The 21,370-nt window shown below is 61.6% G+C and carries 17 protein-coding genes and 2 tRNA genes; 3 read left to right on the plus strand and 16 right to left on the minus strand.

Translation table 11 applies throughout. From position 1 onward, the window contains the following. Positions 1-2 precede the first annotated feature (2 nt). The 4 genes from ACEN9G_RS18360 to ACEN9G_RS18375 all read right to left on the minus strand — a co-directional run bounded on the left by ACEN9G_RS18360 (position 3) and on the right by ACEN9G_RS18375 (position 4,904). Positions 3-2,075 carry a putative bifunctional diguanylate cyclase/phosphodiesterase gene (locus ACEN9G_RS18360; protein ID WP_413339652.1) on the minus strand — a complete coding sequence of 691 codons (2,073 nt, stop codon included), beginning with the start codon at positions 2,073-2,075 and terminating at the stop codon, positions 3-5. Between the two features lie 15 nt (positions 2,076-2,090). Then, complete coding sequence (locus tag ACEN9G_RS18365; protein ID WP_413339654.1) at positions 2,091-2,606, minus strand: YfiR family protein; 516 nt, start codon at positions 2,604-2,606, stop codon at positions 2,091-2,093. Positions 2,607-2,608: 2 nt separating this feature from the next. Further along, positions 2,609-4,633 (minus strand): TonB-dependent receptor plug domain-containing protein, encoded by a 2,025-nt coding sequence (locus ACEN9G_RS18370; protein ID WP_413339656.1) that lies wholly within the window; start codon positions 4,631-4,633, stop codon positions 2,609-2,611. A 195-nt stretch (positions 4,634-4,828) separates the two neighbouring features. Next, a tRNA-Lys gene (locus ACEN9G_RS18375) sits at positions 4,829-4,904 on the minus strand. Positions 4,905-5,075: 171 nt separating this feature from the next. Here ACEN9G_RS18375 and ACEN9G_RS18380 point away from each other — a divergent pair. After that, on the plus strand, positions 5,076-6,050 hold the full coding sequence (locus ACEN9G_RS18380) for a diguanylate cyclase (RefSeq protein ID WP_413339658.1): 975 nt from the start codon (positions 5,076-5,078) through the stop codon (positions 6,048-6,050). Between the two features lie 248 nt (positions 6,051-6,298). Continuing rightward, positions 6,299-6,736, plus strand: coding sequence for a hypothetical protein (locus ACEN9G_RS18385; RefSeq protein WP_413339660.1), 438 nt, complete (start codon positions 6,299-6,301; stop codon positions 6,734-6,736). 12 nt (positions 6,737-6,748) lie between these two features. Here ACEN9G_RS18385 and ACEN9G_RS18390 read toward each other — a convergent pair whose 3' ends face one another. Next, positions 6,749-7,228 carry a MarR family winged helix-turn-helix transcriptional regulator gene (locus ACEN9G_RS18390; RefSeq protein WP_413383008.1) on the minus strand — a complete coding sequence of 160 codons (480 nt, stop codon included), beginning with the start codon at positions 7,226-7,228 and terminating at the stop codon, positions 6,749-6,751. A gap of 70 nt (positions 7,229-7,298) precedes the next feature. On the opposite strand from ACEN9G_RS18390, the gene ACEN9G_RS18395 reads away from it, so the two are divergent. Then, entirely contained in the window at positions 7,299-8,795 is a 1,497-nt protein-coding gene (locus tag ACEN9G_RS18395) for an FAD-dependent oxidoreductase (protein WP_483126832.1), read from the plus strand. On the opposite strand, the gene ACEN9G_RS18400 is transcribed toward ACEN9G_RS18395, so the two are convergent. From ACEN9G_RS18400 to ACEN9G_RS18450, 11 genes are all read right to left on the minus strand, one after another. Then, complete coding sequence (locus ACEN9G_RS18400; RefSeq protein WP_483126833.1) at positions 8,768-10,153, minus strand: hypothetical protein; 1,386 nt, start codon at positions 10,151-10,153, stop codon at positions 8,768-8,770. The two genes, ACEN9G_RS18395 and ACEN9G_RS18400, sit on opposite strands and share 28 nt — an antisense overlap. Continuing rightward, positions 10,150-10,722, minus strand: a complete 573-nt coding sequence (locus ACEN9G_RS18405; RefSeq protein ID WP_483126834.1) for a TetR/AcrR family transcriptional regulator — start codon at positions 10,720-10,722, stop codon at positions 10,150-10,152. The genes ACEN9G_RS18400 and ACEN9G_RS18405 overlap by 4 nt, the downstream gene beginning before the upstream one ends. Before the next feature lie 46 nt (positions 10,723-10,768). Further along, entirely contained in the window at positions 10,769-11,461 is a 693-nt protein-coding gene (locus tag ACEN9G_RS18410) for an energy transducer TonB (protein ID WP_483126835.1), read from the minus strand. Positions 11,462-11,600: 139 nt separating this feature from the next. Then, positions 11,601-11,676, minus strand: a tRNA-Lys gene (locus ACEN9G_RS18415). A 529-nt stretch (positions 11,677-12,205) separates the two neighbouring features. Further along, the gene (locus ACEN9G_RS18420; RefSeq protein WP_413337057.1) at positions 12,206-12,484 is read right to left on the minus strand and encodes a PAAR domain-containing protein; all 279 of its coding nucleotides are present in this window, start codon (positions 12,482-12,484) and stop codon (positions 12,206-12,208) included. Between the two features lie 50 nt (positions 12,485-12,534). Then, entirely contained in the window at positions 12,535-13,623 is a 1,089-nt protein-coding gene (locus ACEN9G_RS18425; RefSeq protein WP_413337056.1) for a T6SS immunity protein Tli4 family protein, read from the minus strand. A gap of 93 nt (positions 13,624-13,716) precedes the next feature. Then, complete coding sequence (locus tag ACEN9G_RS18430; protein WP_413337055.1) at positions 13,717-15,594, minus strand: esterase/lipase family protein; 1,878 nt, start codon at positions 15,592-15,594, stop codon at positions 13,717-13,719. A gap of 1 nt (position 15,595) precedes the next feature. Beyond that, positions 15,596-18,226, minus strand: coding sequence for a type VI secretion system Vgr family protein (locus tag ACEN9G_RS18435; protein WP_413337054.1), 2,631 nt, complete (start codon positions 18,224-18,226; stop codon positions 15,596-15,598). A 625-nt stretch (positions 18,227-18,851) separates the two neighbouring features. Beyond that, positions 18,852-20,110, minus strand: a protein-coding gene (locus ACEN9G_RS18440; protein ID WP_413337053.1) for an IS3 family transposase whose coding sequence is annotated in 2 segments (ribosomal slippage) — positions 18,852-19,771 and positions 19,771-20,110 — 1,260 coding nt in all. Because the reading frame shifts where the segments join, the coding sequence is not laid out codon by codon here. A 195-nt stretch (positions 20,111-20,305) separates the two neighbouring features. After that, positions 20,306-20,560 (minus strand): PAAR domain-containing protein, encoded by a 255-nt coding sequence (locus tag ACEN9G_RS18445; RefSeq protein ID WP_413337052.1) that lies wholly within the window; start codon positions 20,558-20,560, stop codon positions 20,306-20,308. 142 nt (positions 20,561-20,702) lie between these two features. Then, complete coding sequence (locus ACEN9G_RS18450) at positions 20,703-21,332, minus strand: DUF7738 domain-containing protein (RefSeq protein ID WP_156650916.1); 630 nt, start codon at positions 21,330-21,332, stop codon at positions 20,703-20,705. Between the last annotated feature and the right edge of the window lie 38 nt (positions 21,333-21,370).

Consider the following 21,370-nt stretch of genomic DNA (forward strand, 5'->3'; position numbering starts at 1 on the left):
ACTCAGTCGACGGCGCAGGCGCCCGCACCCGTGCGCGCGAGCATCTGCCCGATCTGCGCGGCCGCGCACGGCCGGCCGTACAGGTAGCCCTGCGACTTGTCGCAGCCGTGCGCGCGCAGGAAATCGTGCTGTTCCTGCGTCTCGATGCCTTCGGCCACGATCTCCATCCTGAGACTCCTGGCCATCGCGATGATGGCGCGCGTGATGGCCGCGTCTTCCGGATCCTGCGGCAGGCCGCGCACGAAGCTGCGGTCCACCTTCAACGCGCGCACGGGGAAGGTCTTCAGGTAGCTCATCGACGAATAGCCCGTGCCGAAGTCGTCGATCGCGAGCTGGATGCCGGCGTCCGTCAGCGCGTGCAGGCGGTCGACGATGTCGGTGGAGGCGTCCATCAGCATGCTCTCCGTCAGTTCCAGTTCGAGCCAGCACGGATCGACGTCGGCTTCGCGCAGGGTCGCCAGCACGGCCGCGACCAGGTTGTTTTCCTTGAGCTGGCGGCCCGACAGGTTGACGGCCACGCGCAGCGGATGGCCTTCCGCGTGCCACCGCTTCAGGTCGCGGCACGCTTCGCGCAGCACCCATTCGCCGATCGGCACGATGAGGCCCGTGTCCTCCGCGACGGGGATGAAGTCGTTGGGGCTGACCATGCCCAGTTGCGGATGGATCCAGCGGATCAGCGCTTCGACGCCGACGATGTCGCCCGTCTTGAGGTCGACCTGCGGCTGGTAGTGCAGCACGAACTCGTCGCGTTCCAGCGCGCGCCGCAGGTTGTTGTCCAGCTTGAAGCGTTTATGGGCGTCGTCGCGCATGCTGGGCGTGAACATGCGCCACGCGTTCTTGCCGCCGTTCTTCGCGTAGTACATCGCGGTGTCGGCGTATTTCAGCAGCGCGTGCATGTCGGTCGCGTCGTCCGGATACACGCTGATGCCGATGGACGCGCCGATGTGGATGTCGTGGCCGTGGATGTGGATCGGGTCGGCCAGCTTGAGCAGGCATTTTTCCGCGATCAGCGACGCGACGCCGACCTGGCTCACGTTCTCGAGGATGATGCCGAATTCGTCGCCGCCGATGCGCGACAGCACGTCGCCGAAGCGCAGCGTCTCCGACAGCCGGCGCGACACGAGGCGCAGCAGCTCGTCGCCGATGTCGTGGCCGAGCGTGTCGTTGACGGTCTTGAAGTTGTCCAGGTCGATGAACATCAGGATCGTGCGCTCGTCGAACTTGCGGGCGCGCGCGAGGACCGATTCCAGCCGCTCGTTGAAGAAGTGCCGGTTGTTGAGCTGCGTGACGGGATCGTAGTGCGCCAGCCGGTCCAGCTTGACCTCGATGCGCTTGCGTTCGTTGATCTCCGCTTCCAGTTCCAGTTCGCGCTTCTGGATGCGGTCCAGCATGCCGTTGAACGTGCGTGCCAGCAGGCCGATGTCCGCCGCCTGCGACACCTCGGCGCGCAGCGAATAATCGCCCTGGCGCGAGATCTGCTCGCTCACCGCCGACAGCGCGCGGATCGGGGCCGTGAAATAGCGCTGCAGGCGCGACAGCGTATAGTATGAGAGGCTGAGCAGGGCCAGCGTCATCGGCAGCGCCAGCGCGAGGTACAGCGCGAGCTGGCGGTACACGCTCGTCACGCTGCTGCGCACGACCACGGTGCCCAGCAGGCGGCTGCCGACCTGGATGCGGCGCGTGACGCTGACGCCGCGGACATCCACCACCGTCTCGCGCGCACGCGGGTCGTGCGCGGCGGGCGGCGACTGCGGATCGCGCACGAAGGTGACGAACGCCTTGCCTTTCGCGTCATAGGCGACGGCCGATTGCACGTCCGGCGCCACCCGCAGCGCGGACAGGATGTCGCCGGCCGCCTCGGCGTCGGCGAAGGCCATGGCCGCCGTCAGGTTCTCGCCCACCATCGTCGCCTGCGACTGCGTCTGGCGCACCAGCGCGGCCGTGAAGAAGTACAGCTGGATGCCGATCAGGAACAGCGTCGACAGCAGCATCACGCCGCCGCTCGTGACGAGGTAGGTCCATTTGAGCTTGGTGCTCAGTGCCTGCCGGTTGATCCATTCGATGAGTTGTTCCATGCGGGCCGTCCGGGTCTAATAAATGGCGCGCGCCAGCCGCAGCACCTTGGAGCTGAGCACGACGCCGGCACCGCGCGCCGCGGCGCCATTGAATTCGAAGGCGATGCGCCGGTCGTCCAGGACCAGTTCGAGCATCACGCCCTTGCGCGCGGCACCGCGCGTGTCGGCGATCGTCAGCACGCCGGCCGCGCGGGCGCTGTCCGCGAGCGCCGTCATGTCGTCGGACTCCGACGCGCTGATGTACAGGATGTGGCATTGCATCAGCGCCTCCGGACCCGAGTGCGGATACACGATGGACAGGCGCGCATTCCCGAGCGGCTTGCCTTCGAGCGTGGCGAGCGCGCTGCCGAACGGATCGCGCCCCAGCACGCACAGGCGCACGACGCCGTTCATGTTCGGCAGGGTGCTGAACTGCGCGATGTTGTAGATGAACGCCGCCTTCGCCGCGTATTCGTCGGCCGCCTGGGCATGGGCAACCGCCGGCAGCAGGCAGCACAGGAGCAGGAGGCGCGCGAGGCCGGGCCGCATCATCGTCAGAACCTGACAGTCGCCATGAAACGCAGCGTGCGCCCGTCCTGTCCGATCGCGTCGAGGTGGCGCGGCGGCGTGCCGTTGTCGTAGTGTTCCTCGCTGGCGGAATCGGCATAGCGTTTGGCGAAGACGTTGAGCACGCCCGCGGACAGCTCCACGTGCGAGCCCAGGGTGCCGACGAGATTCAGGTCGACGAGGCCGAAGCCGCCCACCTCGCCGCCGCGCACCGTGCGGCGCCGGCTCGTGTAGCGGTACTCGGCGTGCGCGCGCAAGTGGTCGCCGAGCGGCGGCAGCGCGACATTCAGCTTGAACAGCCGGCGCGGCGAATTGGGCAGCCATGCGCCACCGGCGTCGTTGCGCGCCGACTGCACGTTCGCGCTGCCCTTGAGGGCGCTGCCGTCCTCGCGCAGCCATTCCGCTTCCACTTCGACGCCCGTGGCGCGGGCGGCCTCGATGTTCGAAAAGACCAGCATGCCGTTGACCGGATCGGTGGCCAGCGCCAGCATGTCGCGCATGCGGTACTGGAAGACGGAGGCGGTGGCGCGGAAGCGGTCGGTCGGAAAATATTCCGCGATCAGTTCATAGGTCTTGATGCGCTCCGAGCGCAGCGCCGGATTCGCCCGGAAGTCGAACGTGTAATAGCGCTCGTAGGCGTTGGCGGAGCGGAAGGCCGTGCCGTACAAGGCCTTGAGCGTGACCTGGCTCGCCGTCTTGTAGAGCAGGGCCACGCGCGGATTCGTCGTGGCGCCGCCTTCGGAATCGTAGTCGTGGCGCACGCCCGTGTTCAGGATGAGCTTTTCGCCGAGCCGCATCTCGTCCTGCAGGTAGACGGCGGTCTGCCGCTTGGGATGGGCGACGTCGAGATTGAGCTGGTACGGATCGACGTCGTAGTTCGCCATCTGCCGCTTGCTGTCGCGCGTGTATTCCGCGCCGGCGATGAGCTTGTGGCCGCGCAGCGCGCTGCTGATCACGCGCACCTCCGCGCCGCTGCTGAGGCTCTCGGCCGTATCGATGCCGGGCGTCGGCCCCTCGCTTGCGGACCCGGTCACGTTGAGGGTCTTGTAGCGGTAGCGCGCGACGCTCACGCCGGCGAACAGGTCGAGCGTCTCCGAGACGGCGCGATGCCAGGACAGGGCGGCGCCCGCGTATTCGTCCAGCGACCAGCTGCGCGGATCGTTGAACTGCTGGCCGTAGGACGCCGTCGGAATGCCTTTCGTGCGGCTGCCGAAATAGGCCTCGGCCACGACGCCGCCCGCGCTCAGTTTCGCGAACAGCCGGCGATAGCGGTCGTAGTCGATCCCGGTGGCGACGCCGTGGTTGCTGGCCGCGTCGTCGTATTCGGGAAAGTACACGTCGCGCCCCGGACTGTCGTACACCGACGCGCCCAGCAGCAGCTCGGTGCCGCCCGGCGTCCCGCTGCCGTACGTGTTGCGCACTTCACGGCCGCGGCCCGTGAACCGGCCCACGCTGACGGTCTGCCCCTTGAGGGCCCCGCCGCTTTTCGTGAGCACGTTCACCACGCCGAAGAACGCGCTGCTGCCGTAGATGGCGGAACCGGGACCCGGCACGAATTCGACGCGGTCGATGAGGGCCAGGTCGATCGGGAACTCGGTGCCGATGGCACCCTGGTCGTAGACGACGTCGTTCAGGCGCCGGCCGTCGATCAGGACCAGCAGCCGTGTGTTCAGGTCGCCCGGATTGCCCAGGCCGCGGATGTTCGCGTAGTTGTAGTTGCGGTCGTAGGACACCGTCATGCCGGGCACGCTCTGCAGGACCTCCGTGAGCGTGCGGTAGCCGCGCTGGCGGATGTCCTCGGCCGTGATCACGGTGACGGACGACGGTGCCTCGCTGATCTTCTGCGGAATCTTCGACGCCGTGACGACTTCGAGGTTGAGCAATTGTTCGAGGGGCAGGGCGTTCAGATCGGGACCTTGCTGCGCCAGTGCGCCGGCCTGGAAGCCAGCCGCCAGGAGGCCGATCGCACGCGACAGATGACGGGACGGAGACGTTTCCTTGTTCGGCAACATGGCAGGTCCTTGAGGGAATGCTTGGCAGAGCGCCCGAGCGGCCCAGTGTAAGGACATGCAATACTGAATTTGTTGACTAGAACCAATTAATTGGCCGGTGCAACTAATTCCGAGGGGAGGGATAGGAAGAATCTGACAGAGAAGCGGAAAAGCAAAAAGCCCATGAACCGAAGTTCATGGGCTTTCTGGTGTTCGTGGTAGGCCGTGCTGGGCTCGAACCAGCGACCAACGGATTAAAAGTCCGCTGCTCTACCAACTGAGCTAACGACCCGACGGGCAGCATTATAGCGGCTCATCGGCACACGGCCAAGTGCTTTCGTGAAAATTGGCAACAATTGTTGAAGTGGCCAGGCAAATATCGATCGTGCGACGGCCTCTCGAAATGCCGCACAGGCATTGATTTCCGGTATGATCAGTTGATTTTCAGATATTAATTCGTGCCGTGATCCCGACCGACTCCGATACCGCCACCGAGCTTTCCCTGCGCGCCCTGAATCTCGTCAACAGCGGGATCATCGTGCTGGACGCCCACTACAAGATCGTGCTCTGGAACGGTTGGATGGTGCCGCGTTCCGCCCGCGCCGCCGCGCGCGTGCGCGAGCGCTCGCTGTTCGAGGTATTCCCCGAACTGCGCGGTTCGCGCGTCGAAGCGGCCGTGCTGGCCGCATTGGCACCCTCGGCCGATGGCGCGAGCACGACCATCCCGCAGGCGGAAAGCCGGGCCCCATTTCCCCTGCGCGAGGCGGGCAGCTTCGACGGCCCGCGCATCGACCAGGCCGTGACGGTGACGCCGTTCCGCGATGGCGAGCAGCGCTATTGCATGATCGAGATCCGCGACGTCAGCGGCGCCGTGGAACGCGAAAAGCGTCTCCTCGACCACGCGGAATCGCTGCGCGCGCGATCGTACGTCGACGGCCTGACCGGCATCGCCAACCGCCGCTACTTCGACGTTGCGCTGGACCGCGAACTGCGCCGCGCGCAACGCGTGAAGGGCGAGCTGTCGCTGCTGCTGATCGACATCGATTCCTTCAAGGCCTACAACGACCATTTCGGCCACCAGCAGGGCGACGCCTGCCTGTCCACCGTGGCCCAAGCCCTCGCTGCCAAACTCAAGCGCCCGGCCGACGTGGCGGCACGCTATGGTGGCGAGGAATTCGCGGCGATCCTGCCGGACACGTCGCTCGAGCAGGCCAGGCTGCACGCCAACGCGATTCGCGAACACGTCGCCGGACTGGCGCTGCCGCACGCACCCGCGGCCCACTGGCCGATGGTCACGCTGAGCATCGGTGTCGCAAGCTTTGACCGTGAACGCCTGCATGAGGTTCCCGCACTGATCGAGGCCGCGGACAAGGCCTTGTATGCGGCAAAGCGTGGTGGCCGCAACCGTGTCGTGGTAGACGGCGACGTATCCGGCTGACGGGTCATTCAGCACGTCGCCATGACGTGCATATCGGATCACGCAGCCACGCATAGCGATACGGGATCCCGCCCGTCGTCAGCGCATCCGTGTCATTTCTCGTCGATCTGATTTAGCGTAAATACAGACTGTTTCGTGATGCGGCCCTTGCCGCCCTTGTGGCTGGCAACCGGCGCCCTAGACTGAATTGCCGCAGCCGGCAAAGACCCGTACCGCGGCACTGTCCATCACGATCCGAAGGAGACATCATGCGTCCGCTTCCCTTGGCACTTTCCGCATCCCTGCTGTTGTTCGCGCCCGGTGCCGGCGCGCAGTCGGGGAATTATCCGATCAATGACGACGCGCCGATCTCGCGCGTCGAGGTGACCGCGCAGCCGCGCCCGGCATTCCGCATCTGGGACTACCAGGCCGAGGAGGTCAGCGGCGCGTACGCGTTGTCGAACGGCTGGCGCCTGAACGTGAAGCCGGCGCGCGACGGCATCGTCGCCCAGATCGACAAACAGCGTCCGATGCGCCTCATCGCGCAATCGCCCGACCGCTTCGTTTCGCGCGACGGCAACGTGATCATGGAATTCAACAAGGGCGACACCCGCGAAGACATGATGATGAGCTATGTGCCGAGCGACGTTACCGATCCGCGCCTCGCGCAGATGATCGCGGTGACGGCGAAGATGGCGCAGCGCTGAAGCGCCGGCCGCTCAGCCCGCGTCGCCGGGCGGGGCCGGCGGCTGGTCGATCGCGTCGGCCAGCCTGCGCATCAGCCGCACCAGGTTGTCGAAATCCTCCTGGTCCCACGACGCGAAGACGGCGCGGGCCATCTTGTCGCGCGCGGCGTCGAGCGCGTCCGTCATGGCCTTGCCCTTGGGGGTGATCGAGGCCAGGCGGACCCGCGCATCCGCGTCGGAAGCGCGCCGTTCCACGAGGCCCAGGCTGTCCAGCTTGGCCACCTGGCGGCTGACGGTGGTGTAGTCGCGTCCCGACCGTTCGGCCAGCTCGACGACGCCGATCGGCCCCAGCCGTTCGATCCCGACCAGCAGCGGAAACAGTGCCCGGTCCAGCCGGACGCCGGCCTGGCGGATGAGTTCCTCGTCGCGTTGCGGCCGGTTCATCGCGCTGACGATGCTGATCAGCGACGTGTGCAATTCACGCAGTCGCGCCGATATATGTGTATCTTGCACATTATTTTTCGTTGCCATATACTCCTCTCCAGTTATGTGCATTTTACACATAAGACACTGGGAGAGCGACATGGACTTCGATACCGATGTACTGATTTGCGGCGCGGGTGCCGCCGGCCTGACCCTGGCCCTTGACCTGGCGCGGCGGAACGTCCCGTTCCGGCTGGTCGAGCGGCAGGACACGCCATTCCACGGCTCGCGCGGCAAGGGCATCCAGCCGCGCACGCTGGAAGTCTTCGAGGACCTCGGCATCGCCGACCGGGCAGTGGCGCTGGGTGGGCCGTATCCGCCCCAGCGCATCCACGCCGCGGACGGCAGCCATGCCGATGTCCCGATCGCCGCGGAGCAGGCGGCGACGCCCGCGGAGCCCTACGCCACGCCCCTGATGCTGCCGCAATCCCTGACCGAGCAGGTGATGCGCGAACGCCTGCTGGAGCTGGGACAGCGGGTCGAATGTGGCCTTGCGCTCACGGGCCTGGAGCAGGACGCGGATGGCGTCACGGTCACGCTCGCGGGCCGCGGCGGCGAGTCGCGCCTGCGCGCGCGCTACGTCGTCGGCACGGACGGCGGGCGCAGCACGGTACGCCATCTGCTCGGCATCGGCTTCCCCGGCAAGACGCTGGGCGTGCGGGCGCTGGTGGCGGACGTCGCCTTGACCGGACTTGCGCGCGACGCCTGGCATCGCTTCAACGGGGACGACATGGCGCGCCGGCTCGAGGTGTGTCCGCTCGCGGGAACGGACCTGTTCCAGGTCCAGGCACCGGTTCCGCCGGAGGGCGACGTCGACCTGTCGGCGCAGGCTCTCGATGCGTTGGTCAGGGACCGGACCGGCCGCGACGACGTGCACGTGGCCAGCGTGTCCTGGGCCTCGGCGTACACGATGAACGCGCGCCTGGCCGACCGCTATCGCGTGGGACGCGTCTTCCTTGCCGGCGACGCCGCCCACACGCATCCGCCCACGGGCGGGCAGGGATTGAACACCAGCGTGCAGGATGCATACAACCTCGGCTGGAAGCTGGCGGCCGTGCTCGCGGGCGCGCCGGACGATCTGCTGGATACGTACGAGGCGGAGCGCCGCCCCCTCGCCGCCGCGATGCTGCAGCTGTCCACGGCGCTGCTGGACGCCGCGCGCCGCGGCGGGGAAATGCGCCGCGGGCGCGAAACGCGGCAGCTCGACCTGGCGTACCCCGATTCGCCCCTGGCGTTTGCGCAGCCGGCGCGTGCCCACGGCGTGCGGGCCGGCGCGCGGGCGCCGGATGCCGTCGTGCTGGGTGCGGGCGGGCAATCCACCCGGCTCTTCACGTTGTTCGCGGGGCCGCACTGGACCATGCTCGGTCGGGACGTGCCGCCCGGCGTGGCGGATGCGTTGCGGCGCGCGGGCCTGCGCGTGCACCTGTTCGGCGCGCGCGGCGACGTGGTGGACGTGCATGGCCAGGTCGAAGCGGCCTATGGACTGCAGCCCGGCGAACTCGTGCTGGTGCGTCCGGACGGCTACGTCGGCGCCATCGCCGGCTCTGCCCACGTCGACGCGCTCGATATCTACATGCGGCGTGCCGGCCTGTCCTGAACACGCCGCCAGCGCCAGGCCAGCAGCGCCAGCAACACCAGCCACGCCGCCACCGCGAGCTGGGCGAACACGTCGCCCATGCGGCTGTAGACCGTGCCGCCGCGCCCCGTCGGCAGGTCGCCCACGAGCATGCCCGGGGCGTGCGCCGTGCGGCGTTCGGCGACGATGCGGCCGTGCGCATCGCTCAGCGTCATCAGGCCTTGCGAGGCCGAGCGCGCGACGGCGAATCCGTTTTCGACGCCGCGCACGACGGCCATGCGGCCGTGCAGGTAGGCGTCGCGGTCGAAGTCCCACGCGGGCACCAGCATCAGGCCGACGTCGCGCCGGCCGTACAGGCGCAGGTCCTGGGCGAAATCCATGTCCTTGCAGATCGCGATGCCGGCATGCACGTCGCCGAGCCGCGTCACCAGTTCGCCGGTGCCCCGCACGTAGTCCGCTTCGTAGCCCGGCACCATGCGCTTCTTCAGGTAGGTGTCGACGGGCGCGCCGGGCCGGTACAGCGCGGCGATGTTCAGCCGGCCGCCCTGCGGCGCGGGCCCGTCGAGACCGGCGACGACGCTGCTTCCCGCCGGCGGCACCAGGACCGTGCCGGCCGCGAGGATTTTTTCCGGCACGACGATGGCCGCCGGCGCGTGCGCGGCCGCCGCGGCGATCTGGCGCGCGAACGCGGCCGCGACTTCCGGTGCCGCCTCGGGGTGATTCAACACGCGGCCGGCGTAACGGTCGTCGCTCAGCAGCGCGATGCGCACGGCCGGCCCGGCCGGCTGCGCCAGCTGCCACACGCCGTAGGCCAGCGCCGCAAGCGCGGGCACCGACCATGCGAGGGTCCCGGACAGGTCGCGCGGCTTCACGTACAGGACGGCGAGCCCGGCGGGAATGACGGCCGCAAGGAAGGAGAGGCCGGCCACGCCGGCCAGCGATGCCGTCTGCAGCAGCGGCGCGACGTCGACCAGCGTGTAGCCGAGGGCGAAGAAGCTGCCGTTCGGCGACACGAGGCTGTGCAGGTAATCGATGGCGGCGAGCATCGCGGCGAATCCGAGCGGGGCCGCGCCGGCCGGAAAGCGCCGATACAGGGCGCGCATGAACAGGGCCGCGAGCATGAACACGAGCGCCTGGGCGACCGCGAGGCCATACACCATCGGCAGGAGCCGGCCATAGAACCACATGGGACCCGCCTCGGCCATCCATGCGGGCACGAACAGCAGGAGGGCGACGTCCCGTGGGCGCGGCGCGCGCAGGGCCATCACCAGCAGCGGCACGAACGCCGCGAGCGCCAGCCAGCCGAACTGTCCCGTGTCGCGGCTGATTGCCAGCACGGCGCCGCACAGCAGCGCGGTAAGGATGTGCCATCGTGTCATTCCTGTCCTCCCTTCAGGTAGATGCGCGCCGCCGAGCGCAGGCACAGCGCCGTGAATTCGGTCCGCGACAGGTTGAACCGTCCGGAGCGGTGCAGGTCCACGAGTCCCTGCAGCACGCCCCACACGCCCATCGCCAGTTCCAGCGGCGGCCCGGCGCGCACGAGTCCCGCCGCCTGGCCCTCCGCGAGGCGCTGCGCGAAGCCGCCGATGACCGGCGAGCGTCCCGCTTCGAAGTCTTCCGGGTAGATGCGTTCGGCGCGTGTCTTGAGCACGAAGGCGGCGTCGAACAGCGCCGGTTCGTCCAGCGCGAAATCGACGAAGGCCGTCGCGAGGGCGTCGAATCCGGCCAGCAGCGGCAGGCCGGCGAACATCTGGACACGGCGTTGCCACATCTCGAGCGCATGCGCGCCCACGGCCTGCAACAGGGCGGCCTTGTCCGCGAAGTGGCGGTACACGGCCATCGGCGTGATGCCGGCTTTCTGGCCGACGGCGCGCAGGCTCAAGCCGTCCAGTCCCTTTGCTTCGAGTTCGCTGATGGCGATGGCCAAGATGCGTTCTTTAGTAGTCATGTATACACTGTATACATTCTTTTACCGCAACGCAAGGGATAGGACGTCACCGGTTTACCCACGAAAACCGGAAGGGTTCCCACGACGGGACCGGGACCTTGTCGATCGTGGCCGCCACGAAATGGCATTTGCGCGCAGTGGCCAGCGCGGTCCGGTCGAGGATGGGTTCACCGCTCGAGCGGGCGATGCGCGCATCCGTCACCCAGCCATCGACGTTGATCAGCACCGCCAGGATGACATCGCCGGCGACCCGGCGCTCTTCGGCGAACCGCGGCAGCCGCGGGCGTTCGCAGTTATCGGGATTGACGACGGCCCGCACCTTGACGGGGATGTGTCCGCCGCCACCGCCGCCGGCTCCCTCGCCCTGGTCGCCCGCCCCGGCGGTGCCGGTGCCGTCAGGCTTGCCGCCGGCCAGTTCCACCGGCGTGGGAATAGCGACGATGGTGGCCGCCACTTCCGTGCGCGGCACGACCTCGATGTCGCGCGGCGGCGGCGCGGCGGTTTCCCGTGCCGGTGGCCGGGGCTTGTTCTTGCGCCGCGGCGGCAGCGGGGGAGATGGGGGCGGCTCGACGACCTGCGGCGCGACGTTGGACAGCAACATGACGGTGTACGGCGTCCGCGGAAGCACGATGCGATCGGCGGTCACGAAAACGAACAGGACCAGCGCGTGGAGGGCGGCGACGAAGGCAATCCGGGGCAGCGCGCGCCTCGCGCGGTCGAATGCGGTGGACGTTGGCACGAAATCCCCCTCTGCGACGGCGGCTGTCTATGTTATGGCAACAATGTCATGTTGCCAATGCGCTGGGCATGGAGTGGATCTGAAAAACCCTGGAAAACAAAAAGCCCACGGACCAGGCCGTGGGCTTTCTGAGTATTCGTGGTAGGCCGTGCTGGGCTCGAACCAGCGACCAACGGATTAAAAGTCCGCTGCTCTACCAACTGAGCTAACGACCCGAAGAGGCCGCATTATAGCGGCTCGGCCGCCGTCCGGCTAGCGTCCGCGCCGGTCCGGGCGTACGGGCGGCGTCGCGGCGGTGATCGCGAAGCTGCCCAGGACGAAGGCGGCGGCAAACGTGGCGGCAAGCAGGGTCGACAAGGTACGCATGATGGCTCCCGGCGAATGGCGGATGCGATGTTCGGTTTTCGTATTGACGCTACCAAGTATAGGTAGCCGGGGATGCCAATTGGTTGCTGAATGGCAACACGATGTTCTGAAAGGCAAAACAAAAACGCCAGCTCGTGAAAGCTGGCGTTTTCGCTGAATCTTGGTAGGCCGTGCTGGGCTCGAACCAGCGACCAACGGATTAAAATCTTTGAGTTGGTACGGACAACGCGGTGAATCAATGACTTGCAACGTTTGCCAGATACGATAACCAGCCACACCAAAAGGAGCCAGCCATACCAAAGGAGGGGCGGTAATTTATCAAGAGTTACGTTACAAGTGCGCCACATGGTGAACTGGAGGAACAGTTATCGAGTCCGTTCAGCCCACGCTGGCCCGGTGCGTGCCAATCAACTTGCATCCGCATTCCGTGACACAGCCTTCCACGGCTACCGCAATGCCTTCCACCGATAGAGTAGGGTGGGCAGTGACGATCTTGTTGACCCCGTGTGGTTTGCCGCCCGGATATTGCTGCGGGCAATCCACCGGGTCGCCAAGCCGCGCGATGGGCTTCCCGTCTACATCGTGCAGTGGAGAGCCGCTAATCACCTTGCCGCCGTGATCGGTGGAATCGCCTACGACGATGATATTCATTGACATGTTTCGTACACATCCCGTATTGATTTCACCATTTCGACCAAACCCCAAGCTCAATTCCGGAAGCGCAGACTGCTAAGAAGTTTGTCCCAGAGGGCCACAGCTTCGTCATCGGTTAGTGAGCTTTTTGTTGCGTACTTTGTGTTTGCAGCCACACCGGTATCGAGATTGATATCGACACTTGCGGGATGCCGCAAATCACCGGTCTTTCCGATAGCTTCCCACATGAACTCGTGGATCATTGCGCCATCTTTTCCATTGTGCCGCAACAAGACTTCTTCGCCATTCCAGCCATTAACGATATGCTTGCCGATGCGCAAACGTACCAGCTCCGAATCTATCGGAAAAACAACGCCTTGATCCCGCATGGCAGCCTCGTGGCGCGCGATGATGCCCACGCCATTTGGACCATCGGTGCTGGCGTTTTTATTTGACATCACGGAGAAACTTATATCTGGATGGCTTGGGAAATGAACTCCAGCCGAGAATATCTCCTGGAAGTTTCCGGTGGTTTCTGCAATGAACCCCGAGTCGATGCACACGCCAGGACCTTTCGGTACTTCCGAATTATCACGTGCGCGCAGGTTGCGTGCAATGTCAGCCGATTTTTTTATGATTTGATCGGCGCTCTCTTCATCTCCAGATCCCCAGCCAAACTCGAAAACATGGTTGCCTGCCCGGACGAAACTCCTAATCCCCTCGCTACCAACCGACTTCAGATAAGGACTTCCGAAATACCGCAGCAACATGCTGTTCTGAACCGGTCCTTCCACAACAGAGGTGAATTCCACTTCGGGGCGCCTAATTAGAGTCGCTTTGCGGAATGCGTTTATCAGCTCCTTTTCTTTTCCAGCAGCATCTTCATGGGTAATGATTTTTGCTGGAATTTCTTGATAGCCCAGAATAAGCTGTGCTTCTTCAGGGACGTCGAGCACATACCGACCGAAACAGACCGCTTTTGTTTTTGCAAACAATTTTTCCAATCGTGGAGATATTTCGGTTTGAGTTGGCACGCCAGTGTCCTTGTAAGAATAGGGCTGATGATGAAGAAAGAGATAGAAGCCTGCAGCGGCAATAATGCCAGTCCAGGTCATTAAGATAAACCGCTTTTTTAATTCCGGGCTTGAAGTGTGGCTAGTCATTTTTGACGATGATAAAATCACTCGAGCAGCGATTCCAAGATTCTATTCGGATTGCCGAATCAGAACTTTACTATGCAGTATGCAACATACGTATTAGGCCTTCCACCATTCGGCGGTGTTTGCAATTTTTATCATCGCATATAACATGGAGACACTTACTGAATCCGCCTTGTAGCTCCCTTGGTGGTCATATCCGCTCTGGGTGAAGTGCACAGTCGCTTTCACTTTCGCTGCTGAATACTCGGAAGGGACAGTGCCATCTCCCGCGTCCTGCGGAGGCAGGAGTTTTAATTTAAACTTACGTTGGTCGCTTAATGCAACAATCAAATCACCTTTGCCGTCCTCGCTTACTAGTTTCCACAGCAATGGCGACTCTTTTGCAGCTGCAAGTGCCGTGTTGACGTTAATGTCTTCATAGGATAAGGGCTCGATTTTATAAATTACGTTGCCATGTGTTGGATTTTTCACATCGGCTGAGTAACTGGCGTATGTATGGGGGTGAAACGTTTTTTTGATCTTGGCGTGAAATGCTTGAGCATCGGCAATCCTTTCGTTAACTGATTCCTTTGCAGATGAATCGTCGAAGGTCTTCCCTGCCGGGTTTGTCCACTGAGGATTAATCAAGCGCCACCAGTTTTCGGGTGCCTGAGTGTAAATATCGGCTATTGGTGCTCCACTCATCGTCACCGCTTTGGTTGCGGTAGAGGGTGCCGCCGACGCGCCTGCGTTTGCTGGCCATTGTGCTAGGATTTTTCCGTTGCGGTCTTGGACTTTCAACCAGTTTTGGCCATACTCTGGCGTTGGTAAGAGTTCAAGAGGACCTGGCGCGTTGGCAAATACCGCAGTGACGTCTTGGCCCGTATTTCCGATGATGGCCGCAGCAGGAGAATGGCCGTCTACTCCGCTACGGACTCGTTTGTATGCTGCCGCAGAACCGTACACCGGTTGTACGCTGTGATAGATGCCTAGAACGGAGTCATTCAAGCCACCCATTTCAGGATGGATTAGAGCGCGTGCCAGAATTCCCCCCATTGAATGAGTAACCAGAATTACTTTGTCGCACTTGTGGCCATGCGTTTGATATGTCTTGATGAGATCTCTGATACGGGTAGCCGTTTTCTTGGCGGACACAGCATTGCTTTGGAGCCAGTTATAACCCATTGCATGGACTGGATAGAGACAGTTGGCCACACGTAAAACTTCTTTCTCGTCAAGCACGGCCGCATTAGGTGCTCCCCATCGTTTCGGTGAGGCGCCTGTCACAGAGATAAGTTGGCCGTTAGGATTCTCATTTGAGATCCAGAACATATCCAGCTGATTGCGACCTGTTTTATCTTTATACTGAGCGTACCATGAGCTGATAATACGATTCAGCTTGTCCTCCAGGGTAGATAGTGCCCCGCTATAGTCGCCGAACGAAATTTCGCTCCAGCCGCGCCATCGGGCTTTTTGTGCTGCTGTCGCCGCATTTGGGTTCTTTTTTGATAGATCCAATCCTACGAAGGCTTGGTCACTTTTCAGCAAACCAACGTCTTGCAAAGTTTCAGGTACATTGTTGTGTCGAATATCGGACTGCTGACTGAGCGTCCCGCTTGGGTCAAACCTGCCCTGGTCTTCGGTATACCGGTAATAGTCCACTTCAGTGTCGGCAGGGTCGAGCTTCATTTGACGTTCCCGCGGGCTTAAATAGGCGGTTTTTCGTACATTGCTAACCAACGTGGAGGCACCAAGATTATCTGGTCGCCAGGCGATATCGTCTTTACTTTTGAGGTCTGCTTTTCTTCTCCTACTCATGCGCAGATTGCTGCCCATGACACCAGGCAAGAATATAATAGGGATGACCCTGTTGGGCGGCGCTATGAAAATTGTTTCCCGCTGGTCGCTATCCACTGGCGTGAGATGGAATTCTCCTTCCATCGCGCCTCCCACGCTTTGTGTCATCGTTTTAACGTTACGAGTTTCTTCACCCATTTTATTCGCCCAATATTCTTAATTTGGCAGTTGCCATATCGATGCCTTTTTGTGTAGGCATACGACCCTCGGCATCGGTGATGCCCCTGATGATCGTTCCATCTTCGCGCGTTAGCTCAAACTTGCGATTTGCTAACGGCCCATCGAGATCGTGCAAGATCGGGGTCTGATCGAAGTGGCCTTTCTCCATCTCATTCGAGGCAAGCGCGAGGCTCTTTGGATCGACGAAGCTATGGGAGGCGGCATGGGCCACAAATGTGCCTGCTGTGCCGTGTTCAATCCCGGCCTTACTGAATTTGACGTAGCTGCCACCGCCATTGATAATGATGTCTTCCTTGGCATTGATAACAATTCGGTTGCCTGCTTGTGTAATGTTCAATTTCGCGAATAAATTGATACTGTTGGAAAGGGTCTGCACGTCGATATCGCCTGCCGTTGCGACCAGTTTTATGCCAGCTCTTTGAGCGAACAGGCGGAGCGTAGTGACGACACTCGCGAAGAAACCTTCTCCGGCTGCAATCGCGACGCTTTTTCCCGTTGTGATCGCGGTGTCCACCTCGCTCGAGATGTGTGTAGACTGAGCCGTGGTAGTAGCAATTCCAGCGGCGCTCGCCATTATTAAATGGGGCTGGGAGAGTTCCGGGAAGCTGCGTTTTGCGTAGTTGGCGCCATCACCCCGAACCGCGTCGTTTTGCGCCTTGAGCGACGCAGCGACACGTGATTGCTGGCCGTTTTCCTGTGCCCGGTTTTTCTCTGCTACTTCCGCATGGTTTTTTTGTCTTTGTTGGGCGGACGAGAGACGTTGAATGGACTCGCCCATGTCTTTAATGTGGGAGCTCGCGTTGGAGCGCGCCTCAGTGGTGATCAGCATGCCTTTTCCGGCCCGGGCGACGCCCCAGGCATCGGTAGCGATTTCCCAGCCTTCGCCTCGTTCGTCCCGGCGCCCATGATGATCTTCGATGCGGGTGATGTGCCCAAGCGATAGCTGGCTGCACTGATGATCGCTCTTCAGTTGCGCTTGGATCTTGTCTGGGGTATCGTCCAGCACCAAGTGATTACCGCGCCTGCTGCCTTCACCCGACTGCAGTTCGCGGCTGCGTAGACCGCTCAGGGCCTGCTGCTCCGGCAGCTGCCACGGCGGCATGTGCGTGTAGTTGTACAGCACACCGAGAATCAGCGGATGGTCGATGTTCCCGTTGACGAAGACCACGCCCACTTCTTCGCCGACCCGCGGCAGGCGAATATGCCCGAACTCGACACCGGCGCCCGGCGACATTACGCGCAGCCAGGGCGAGCTGTTCTCGTCGTATTTGCCGAGCCGGTCCCAGTGGAACTGGACCTTGACCCGCCCACAGCCGTCGGAATGGATTTCGGCGCCAGCCGGCCCGACCACGATGGCGGTCTGGATGCCGTGATAGGTGCAGGGCTGGCTGTTGTAGTGACGACCCGGGCGCCACTGGATAGTCTTGCGCACGCAGTGAAACGTGTTCTCGTAGTTCGATGGTGCGCCCGGTCCGGCTTGGTAGTTGTTGCTGGCTTCGTGGTCGACGGAGAGGATCAGGTAGTCGCGGTCGCGGATGCTGGGCTGGGCCGGTTCGCCACGCTTGGGGACGCGCAGCTCGGCGCTGAAGTGGTCGGCGAGCTTGAAGCACCGGCCCGGCTGGGCGGTACGATCGTTGCCGCGGGCTTTGAAGGTCTGCGTGTTCGCGTCGCGCTCGCTCATGCGCCGCTGCGCGAGCTGTTCGCCCTCGTCACGGGTGCGGAAACCGTATGATCCGGTGTCTTCGTAGATTTCGTAGGGGAAGACGTCACCCTGGTTGTTCAGGGACTCCGCGGTCGAGCGCTGCGCGACCGGGTTCTTGTAATCGAAGCTGGCCAGGGTCGTCTGGCCTGATCCGAGGCGACGCACGGGACTCCATTCGCGGATGCCGTCCTCTTCGAGCGAGCCCGCTTTGTCGCGGAACGGAATTTCGCCAGAATCGTCGATCCCGGTCGGATCGATGGGCTGCGCAAGCGTGCTCCTGTCGCTGAGCCAGAGCGTATGCCCATCCGCCCGGTGCTCGTACCAGTAGTGCAGCCCGAGTTCCTCCCAGCGGCGGTGCAGGTGGTTGTAGTCGGTTTCGTCATACTGGTTTGCGCAGGTCATGCGCGGATACTGTCCGACGATGACCGGATTCCAGTCGGCCTGGCGGTAATGCGCGAACGTCAGTTCGGTCAATTCGATGACGCTCTTGCCGTGGAAGGACACGTTGTCCTTACGGAGCTTTGCGAAGGCCAACCAAGGTTCGAGAACCATGTGGTAGAACGCGAAGCCGCCGTCAGCGTGTATGAAACGGAATTCAGTGACATAGCCGTTGAAGTAGCGCAGTGACCCATCTTCGCGCGCGAGGGAAATCGTCACCATCCTGCCCATCATCGCCTTCAAGGGAATCCGTGCGTCATCAGACAGGAGTTCGACCTCGAAGCGGAAGCAACGAGAGATTTCTTCGTGCGCGCTCAATCGGTTCGGCAGAAGGATCGCCTCCGGCCCATCGTCTCGGGGAAAGTCCAGACGCATCAGGCGGTCGTGCTGCGCATCGTAACTGAACGCCGACAGCGCAGCTCTTGCCGAGATCGCTTGGCCTCCGCCCATGTGCTGCCTCCGCATGGTTATCAGGGATTAGAAATTCCATCGGATAAGGTAACCAACACGTCTTGGGCCACCTTGACCAAAAGCAAGAGTCGGACTCTGCGTTTGTCATGAATAGCGTCAGAGAAGCGGAAGTCCGTTGCCTGCGCTTATCATGCTGAGCTTGAATAAGCTCAAAGTGAGCTGACGGGGGCTATATTTGCCGGCGCAGATGGCGCGTTATACGGTGGGGAGAAGGACTGCTGCGCGTCAGGAGCACAGCACAGTAGGTAGTAGAGGGGACTGCTGCAGATACAAAAAAAGGTGTCACGATCACTCGTAACGCCTTGATTTGATACTGCAAATTCGTGGTAGGCCGTGCTGGGCTCGAACCAGCGGCCAACGGATTAAAAGTCACTGGGTCGGCACGGATAACCTTTATTAATCAAAGACTTGCAACGCTTGTCAGATGCGATAACCAGTCAGCCAAAGGGGAGGGATGGTAACTTATCAGGAGGGACGTCACAAGTACGTCACATAGTGAGGCATGCATCCTTACGGCTGGACAGCAGGCACTGTACAACGTGAATAATTGAGGACATTCCTCTAATCTGATCTTGCCCCGCCATTCCCGGACACAGCCTGATGCTTAGTTAGCGTCAGTTTCCAGAGCCTGACGCCGTCGCTCTTTCCTAAACATGCGCGGCGATTTGTAGCCCAGCGCCGAATGTGGATGCACCTCGTTGAAATGCCTGAATGCGTCGGGCAATTGGGCCAGCACGGCAGCGCCGTTGCTACGGTCCATGCAGCCGACGTAATCGCGTTTAAACGTGTTCACGAAGCTCTCTGCCATGCCGTTCGACTGCGGGCTGTTCACAGGCGTATGCACCGGCTTGATGCCCAGTTCACGGGCCAGGGCGTGCGTCTCGATGGCCCGGAAAGCACCGCCATTGTCACTCAAAAATTCGACGGTAATCGTCCGCTCGTCCGTACTGCCGAAACGCGCTTCGACGGCCTCGATCATCATGTCGCGCACCGGCTCACCCGGCAAACCTCGGCCGATCCAGGCACGCCAGGCGATGATCTCGCGGTCGCAGCAGTCCTTCATGAAAACGCCAGTCACCACTTTGCCGTTGTCGCAGGCGATCTCGAAGCCGTCCGAGCACCAGCGCTGGTTCGATTCCTCGACCATCACTTTGCCATCGTGAGCGCGGCCGCTCTCATTACGCTTGGGCGATTTCGGCAGCAGCAAACCCTGCGCTTTCATCACGCGGTACATGCGCTTGTGGTTCACGGGATGCAGGCCCATCAGGCTGCGCGTACGGTTGACCAAGGCGCCAGCGCGACGGTAGCCGTAGGTCGGCAGTGCCGTGATTTCGGCACGTACAGCGTCGACAAGCATCGCGTCGGCGACCGGATCAAGTCTGGCCACGGTACGCCTGTCGATCCAATCCGCAGGTCGGGCAAGGAGGTCAATCACGTGCGAGCGCGCTACACCAAGAGCGACGCAGACAGGCTTTACTGCCCGTCCTTGTCCAATAAGGGCGAGCGCGCAATCCACTTTTTTTCGCGGGCCAGCTCGACTGCTTCGCGCAGGATCTCCGCTTCCATCGTTTTCTTGCCCAGCATGCGCTGCAGTTGCGCGATCTGGGCCCGGGCCGCGGCCAGTTCGCTCGCCGGCACGACTGATTCTCCAGAATGCACCGCGACCAGGGCGCCTTCACGCTCGAGCTTGTGCCAGTTGAACAGCTGGCTGGCACTGATACCGTGCTTGCGGGCCACCAGCGATACGCTCATGCCCGGCTCGTACGTTTCCTTGACCAGCGCAGCCTTTTCCTGCACTGACCAGCGGCGGCGTCGCTCTTCGGACACCGTCACGACTTCGATGGTTTGCTTGTTATTAGTCATACTCACAGTCTTACTCCTATCCGTAAGGATACAGCATCGACTGTGTCTGGCGAATCAAGGGGCTATCTCAAATCGGCCAGGCTCGACGCCTATCGAGCTCGGGCGGCGAACTCATGTGAATACCGCCTGTGCGGCCCATACTCTTGGGCGACAGCCGCAGACGTTGCAAGCACGGACATCTGCTCAGCGGTCAAATCACAATGACGCTATCAATTTTGCGCCGCATTCGGTCACGTCTCCGTCATAGGCATAGGACTTGCCTTCATGTCGCGCACCTGCTCCATCAGGTTTGATTGCAAAGTTACCTTTACACTTTGGGCACTGTGTCATGTCAGATTGAAGTGCTGCGATCACACCCATCACAGTTGTGCCCGAGGATGCGCTGATGACCTGGCCACCGTGATCGGTTTTGTCGTTGAGGCGAATGACGCCACGTCCTTGATGTTTCATTTGTGAGTTCTATTCGTTTATCGCTGCAGCTCGAAATTTAACCGCGAGTGGCTTGCGGATGCAATCCCTATCTTTACTTGATTATATAAATCAAAAGATTTTGACCAATACCAGTGCATTGATCTTGAATTCAGGCGTGAGACTAATAAGATGTGGTATAAATCTTTATCTGTTCAATTGTTGCCGATTCGCTTTTTCCATTTAGGTGTAAGTCGATCATGCTGCCGGGGCCAAATATCCCGCTAGGGAACTCGCAGCTTCTTAATCCACAGCTCAGATTCCGACGAGTGTCGATGTTCGATTGAACCTCCCAGAATTTCGTTTCTTTATCAATTCCGAATCCATCTATTTCTAGATAGCCGGTGAAAGGGTGGCGTGCTAGCCAGTCAGCCTTCGGTGTGTTATCAGGCGTTCCATCAGGATATGGCGTTCTTGTTTCCGTAAGTAAACGCTCAGGAATGCTTAAATTAATAGTAATAGTGCTGACGCTAAGTTTATTTTCCCAGCTTGTAGATGCCGTGAGTCCTAAATCTTCCCATACACACCATTCGGTCCCGGTCTCGTCACAATGTGGCTTTCTCTTAAGTATATTTTTCCATGTTGTTAACGGACGACCGAATTCTAGAAGTTTCCCGTCAAAAAAAATACGTGATTCCTTTATAATGATTTCCGGTTTTGCGTATCTTTTCACACGCCGGGCAGGTGGAGGGACTTTTATAGCACCTGTCGCTAGCGCAGCTTGACGTTGGACTTCGTTCCACCGATCTAACATCGTAGGTCCTCCTTCTTTCGTGGGAGGTGATTGGCCAG

This window comes from Massilia sp. Masssp94 (assembly GCF_059491305.1).

What these genes read in the sequence shown, in the direction of transcription:
- ACEN9G_RS18435 (WP_413337054.1), bottom strand. Translation starts at nt 18,226, where the DNA reads ATGGGCGGAGGCCAAGCGATCTCGGCAAGAGCTGCGCTGTCGGCGTTC.
- ACEN9G_RS18395 (WP_483126832.1), top strand. Translation starts at nt 7,299, where the DNA reads ATGGACTTCGATACCGATGTACTGATTTGCGGCGCGGGTGCCGCCGGC.
- ACEN9G_RS18430 (WP_413337055.1), bottom strand. Translation starts at nt 15,594, where the DNA reads ATGGGTGAAGAAACTCGTAACGTTAAAACGATGACACAAAGCGTGGGA.
- ACEN9G_RS18420 (WP_413337057.1), bottom strand. Translation starts at nt 12,484, where the DNA reads ATGTCAATGAATATCATCGTCGTAGGCGATTCCACCGATCACGGCGGC.
- ACEN9G_RS18370 (WP_413339656.1), bottom strand. Translation starts at nt 4,633, where the DNA reads ATGTTGCCGAACAAGGAAACGTCTCCGTCCCGTCATCTGTCGCGTGCG.
- ACEN9G_RS18385 (WP_413339660.1), top strand. Translation starts at nt 6,299, where the DNA reads ATGCGTCCGCTTCCCTTGGCACTTTCCGCATCCCTGCTGTTGTTCGCG.
- ACEN9G_RS18365 (WP_413339654.1), bottom strand. Translation starts at nt 2,606, where the DNA reads ATGATGCGGCCCGGCCTCGCGCGCCTCCTGCTCCTGTGCTGCCTGCTG.
- ACEN9G_RS18405 (WP_483126834.1), bottom strand. Translation starts at nt 10,722, where the DNA reads ATGACTACTAAAGAACGCATCTTGGCCATCGCCATCAGCGAACTCGAA.
- ACEN9G_RS18445 (WP_413337052.1), bottom strand. Translation starts at nt 20,560, where the DNA reads ATGAAACATCAAGGACGTGGCGTCATTCGCCTCAACGACAAAACCGAT.
- ACEN9G_RS18400 (WP_483126833.1), bottom strand. Translation starts at nt 10,153, where the DNA reads ATGACACGATGGCACATCCTTACCGCGCTGCTGTGCGGCGCCGTGCTG.
- ACEN9G_RS18425 (WP_413337056.1), bottom strand. Translation starts at nt 13,623, where the DNA reads ATGACTAGCCACACTTCAAGCCCGGAATTAAAAAAGCGGTTTATCTTA.
- ACEN9G_RS18360 (WP_413339652.1), bottom strand. Translation starts at nt 2,075, where the DNA reads ATGGAACAACTCATCGAATGGATCAACCGGCAGGCACTGAGCACCAAG.
- ACEN9G_RS18450 (WP_156650916.1), bottom strand. Translation starts at nt 21,332, where the DNA reads ATGTTAGATCGGTGGAACGAAGTCCAACGTCAAGCTGCGCTAGCGACA.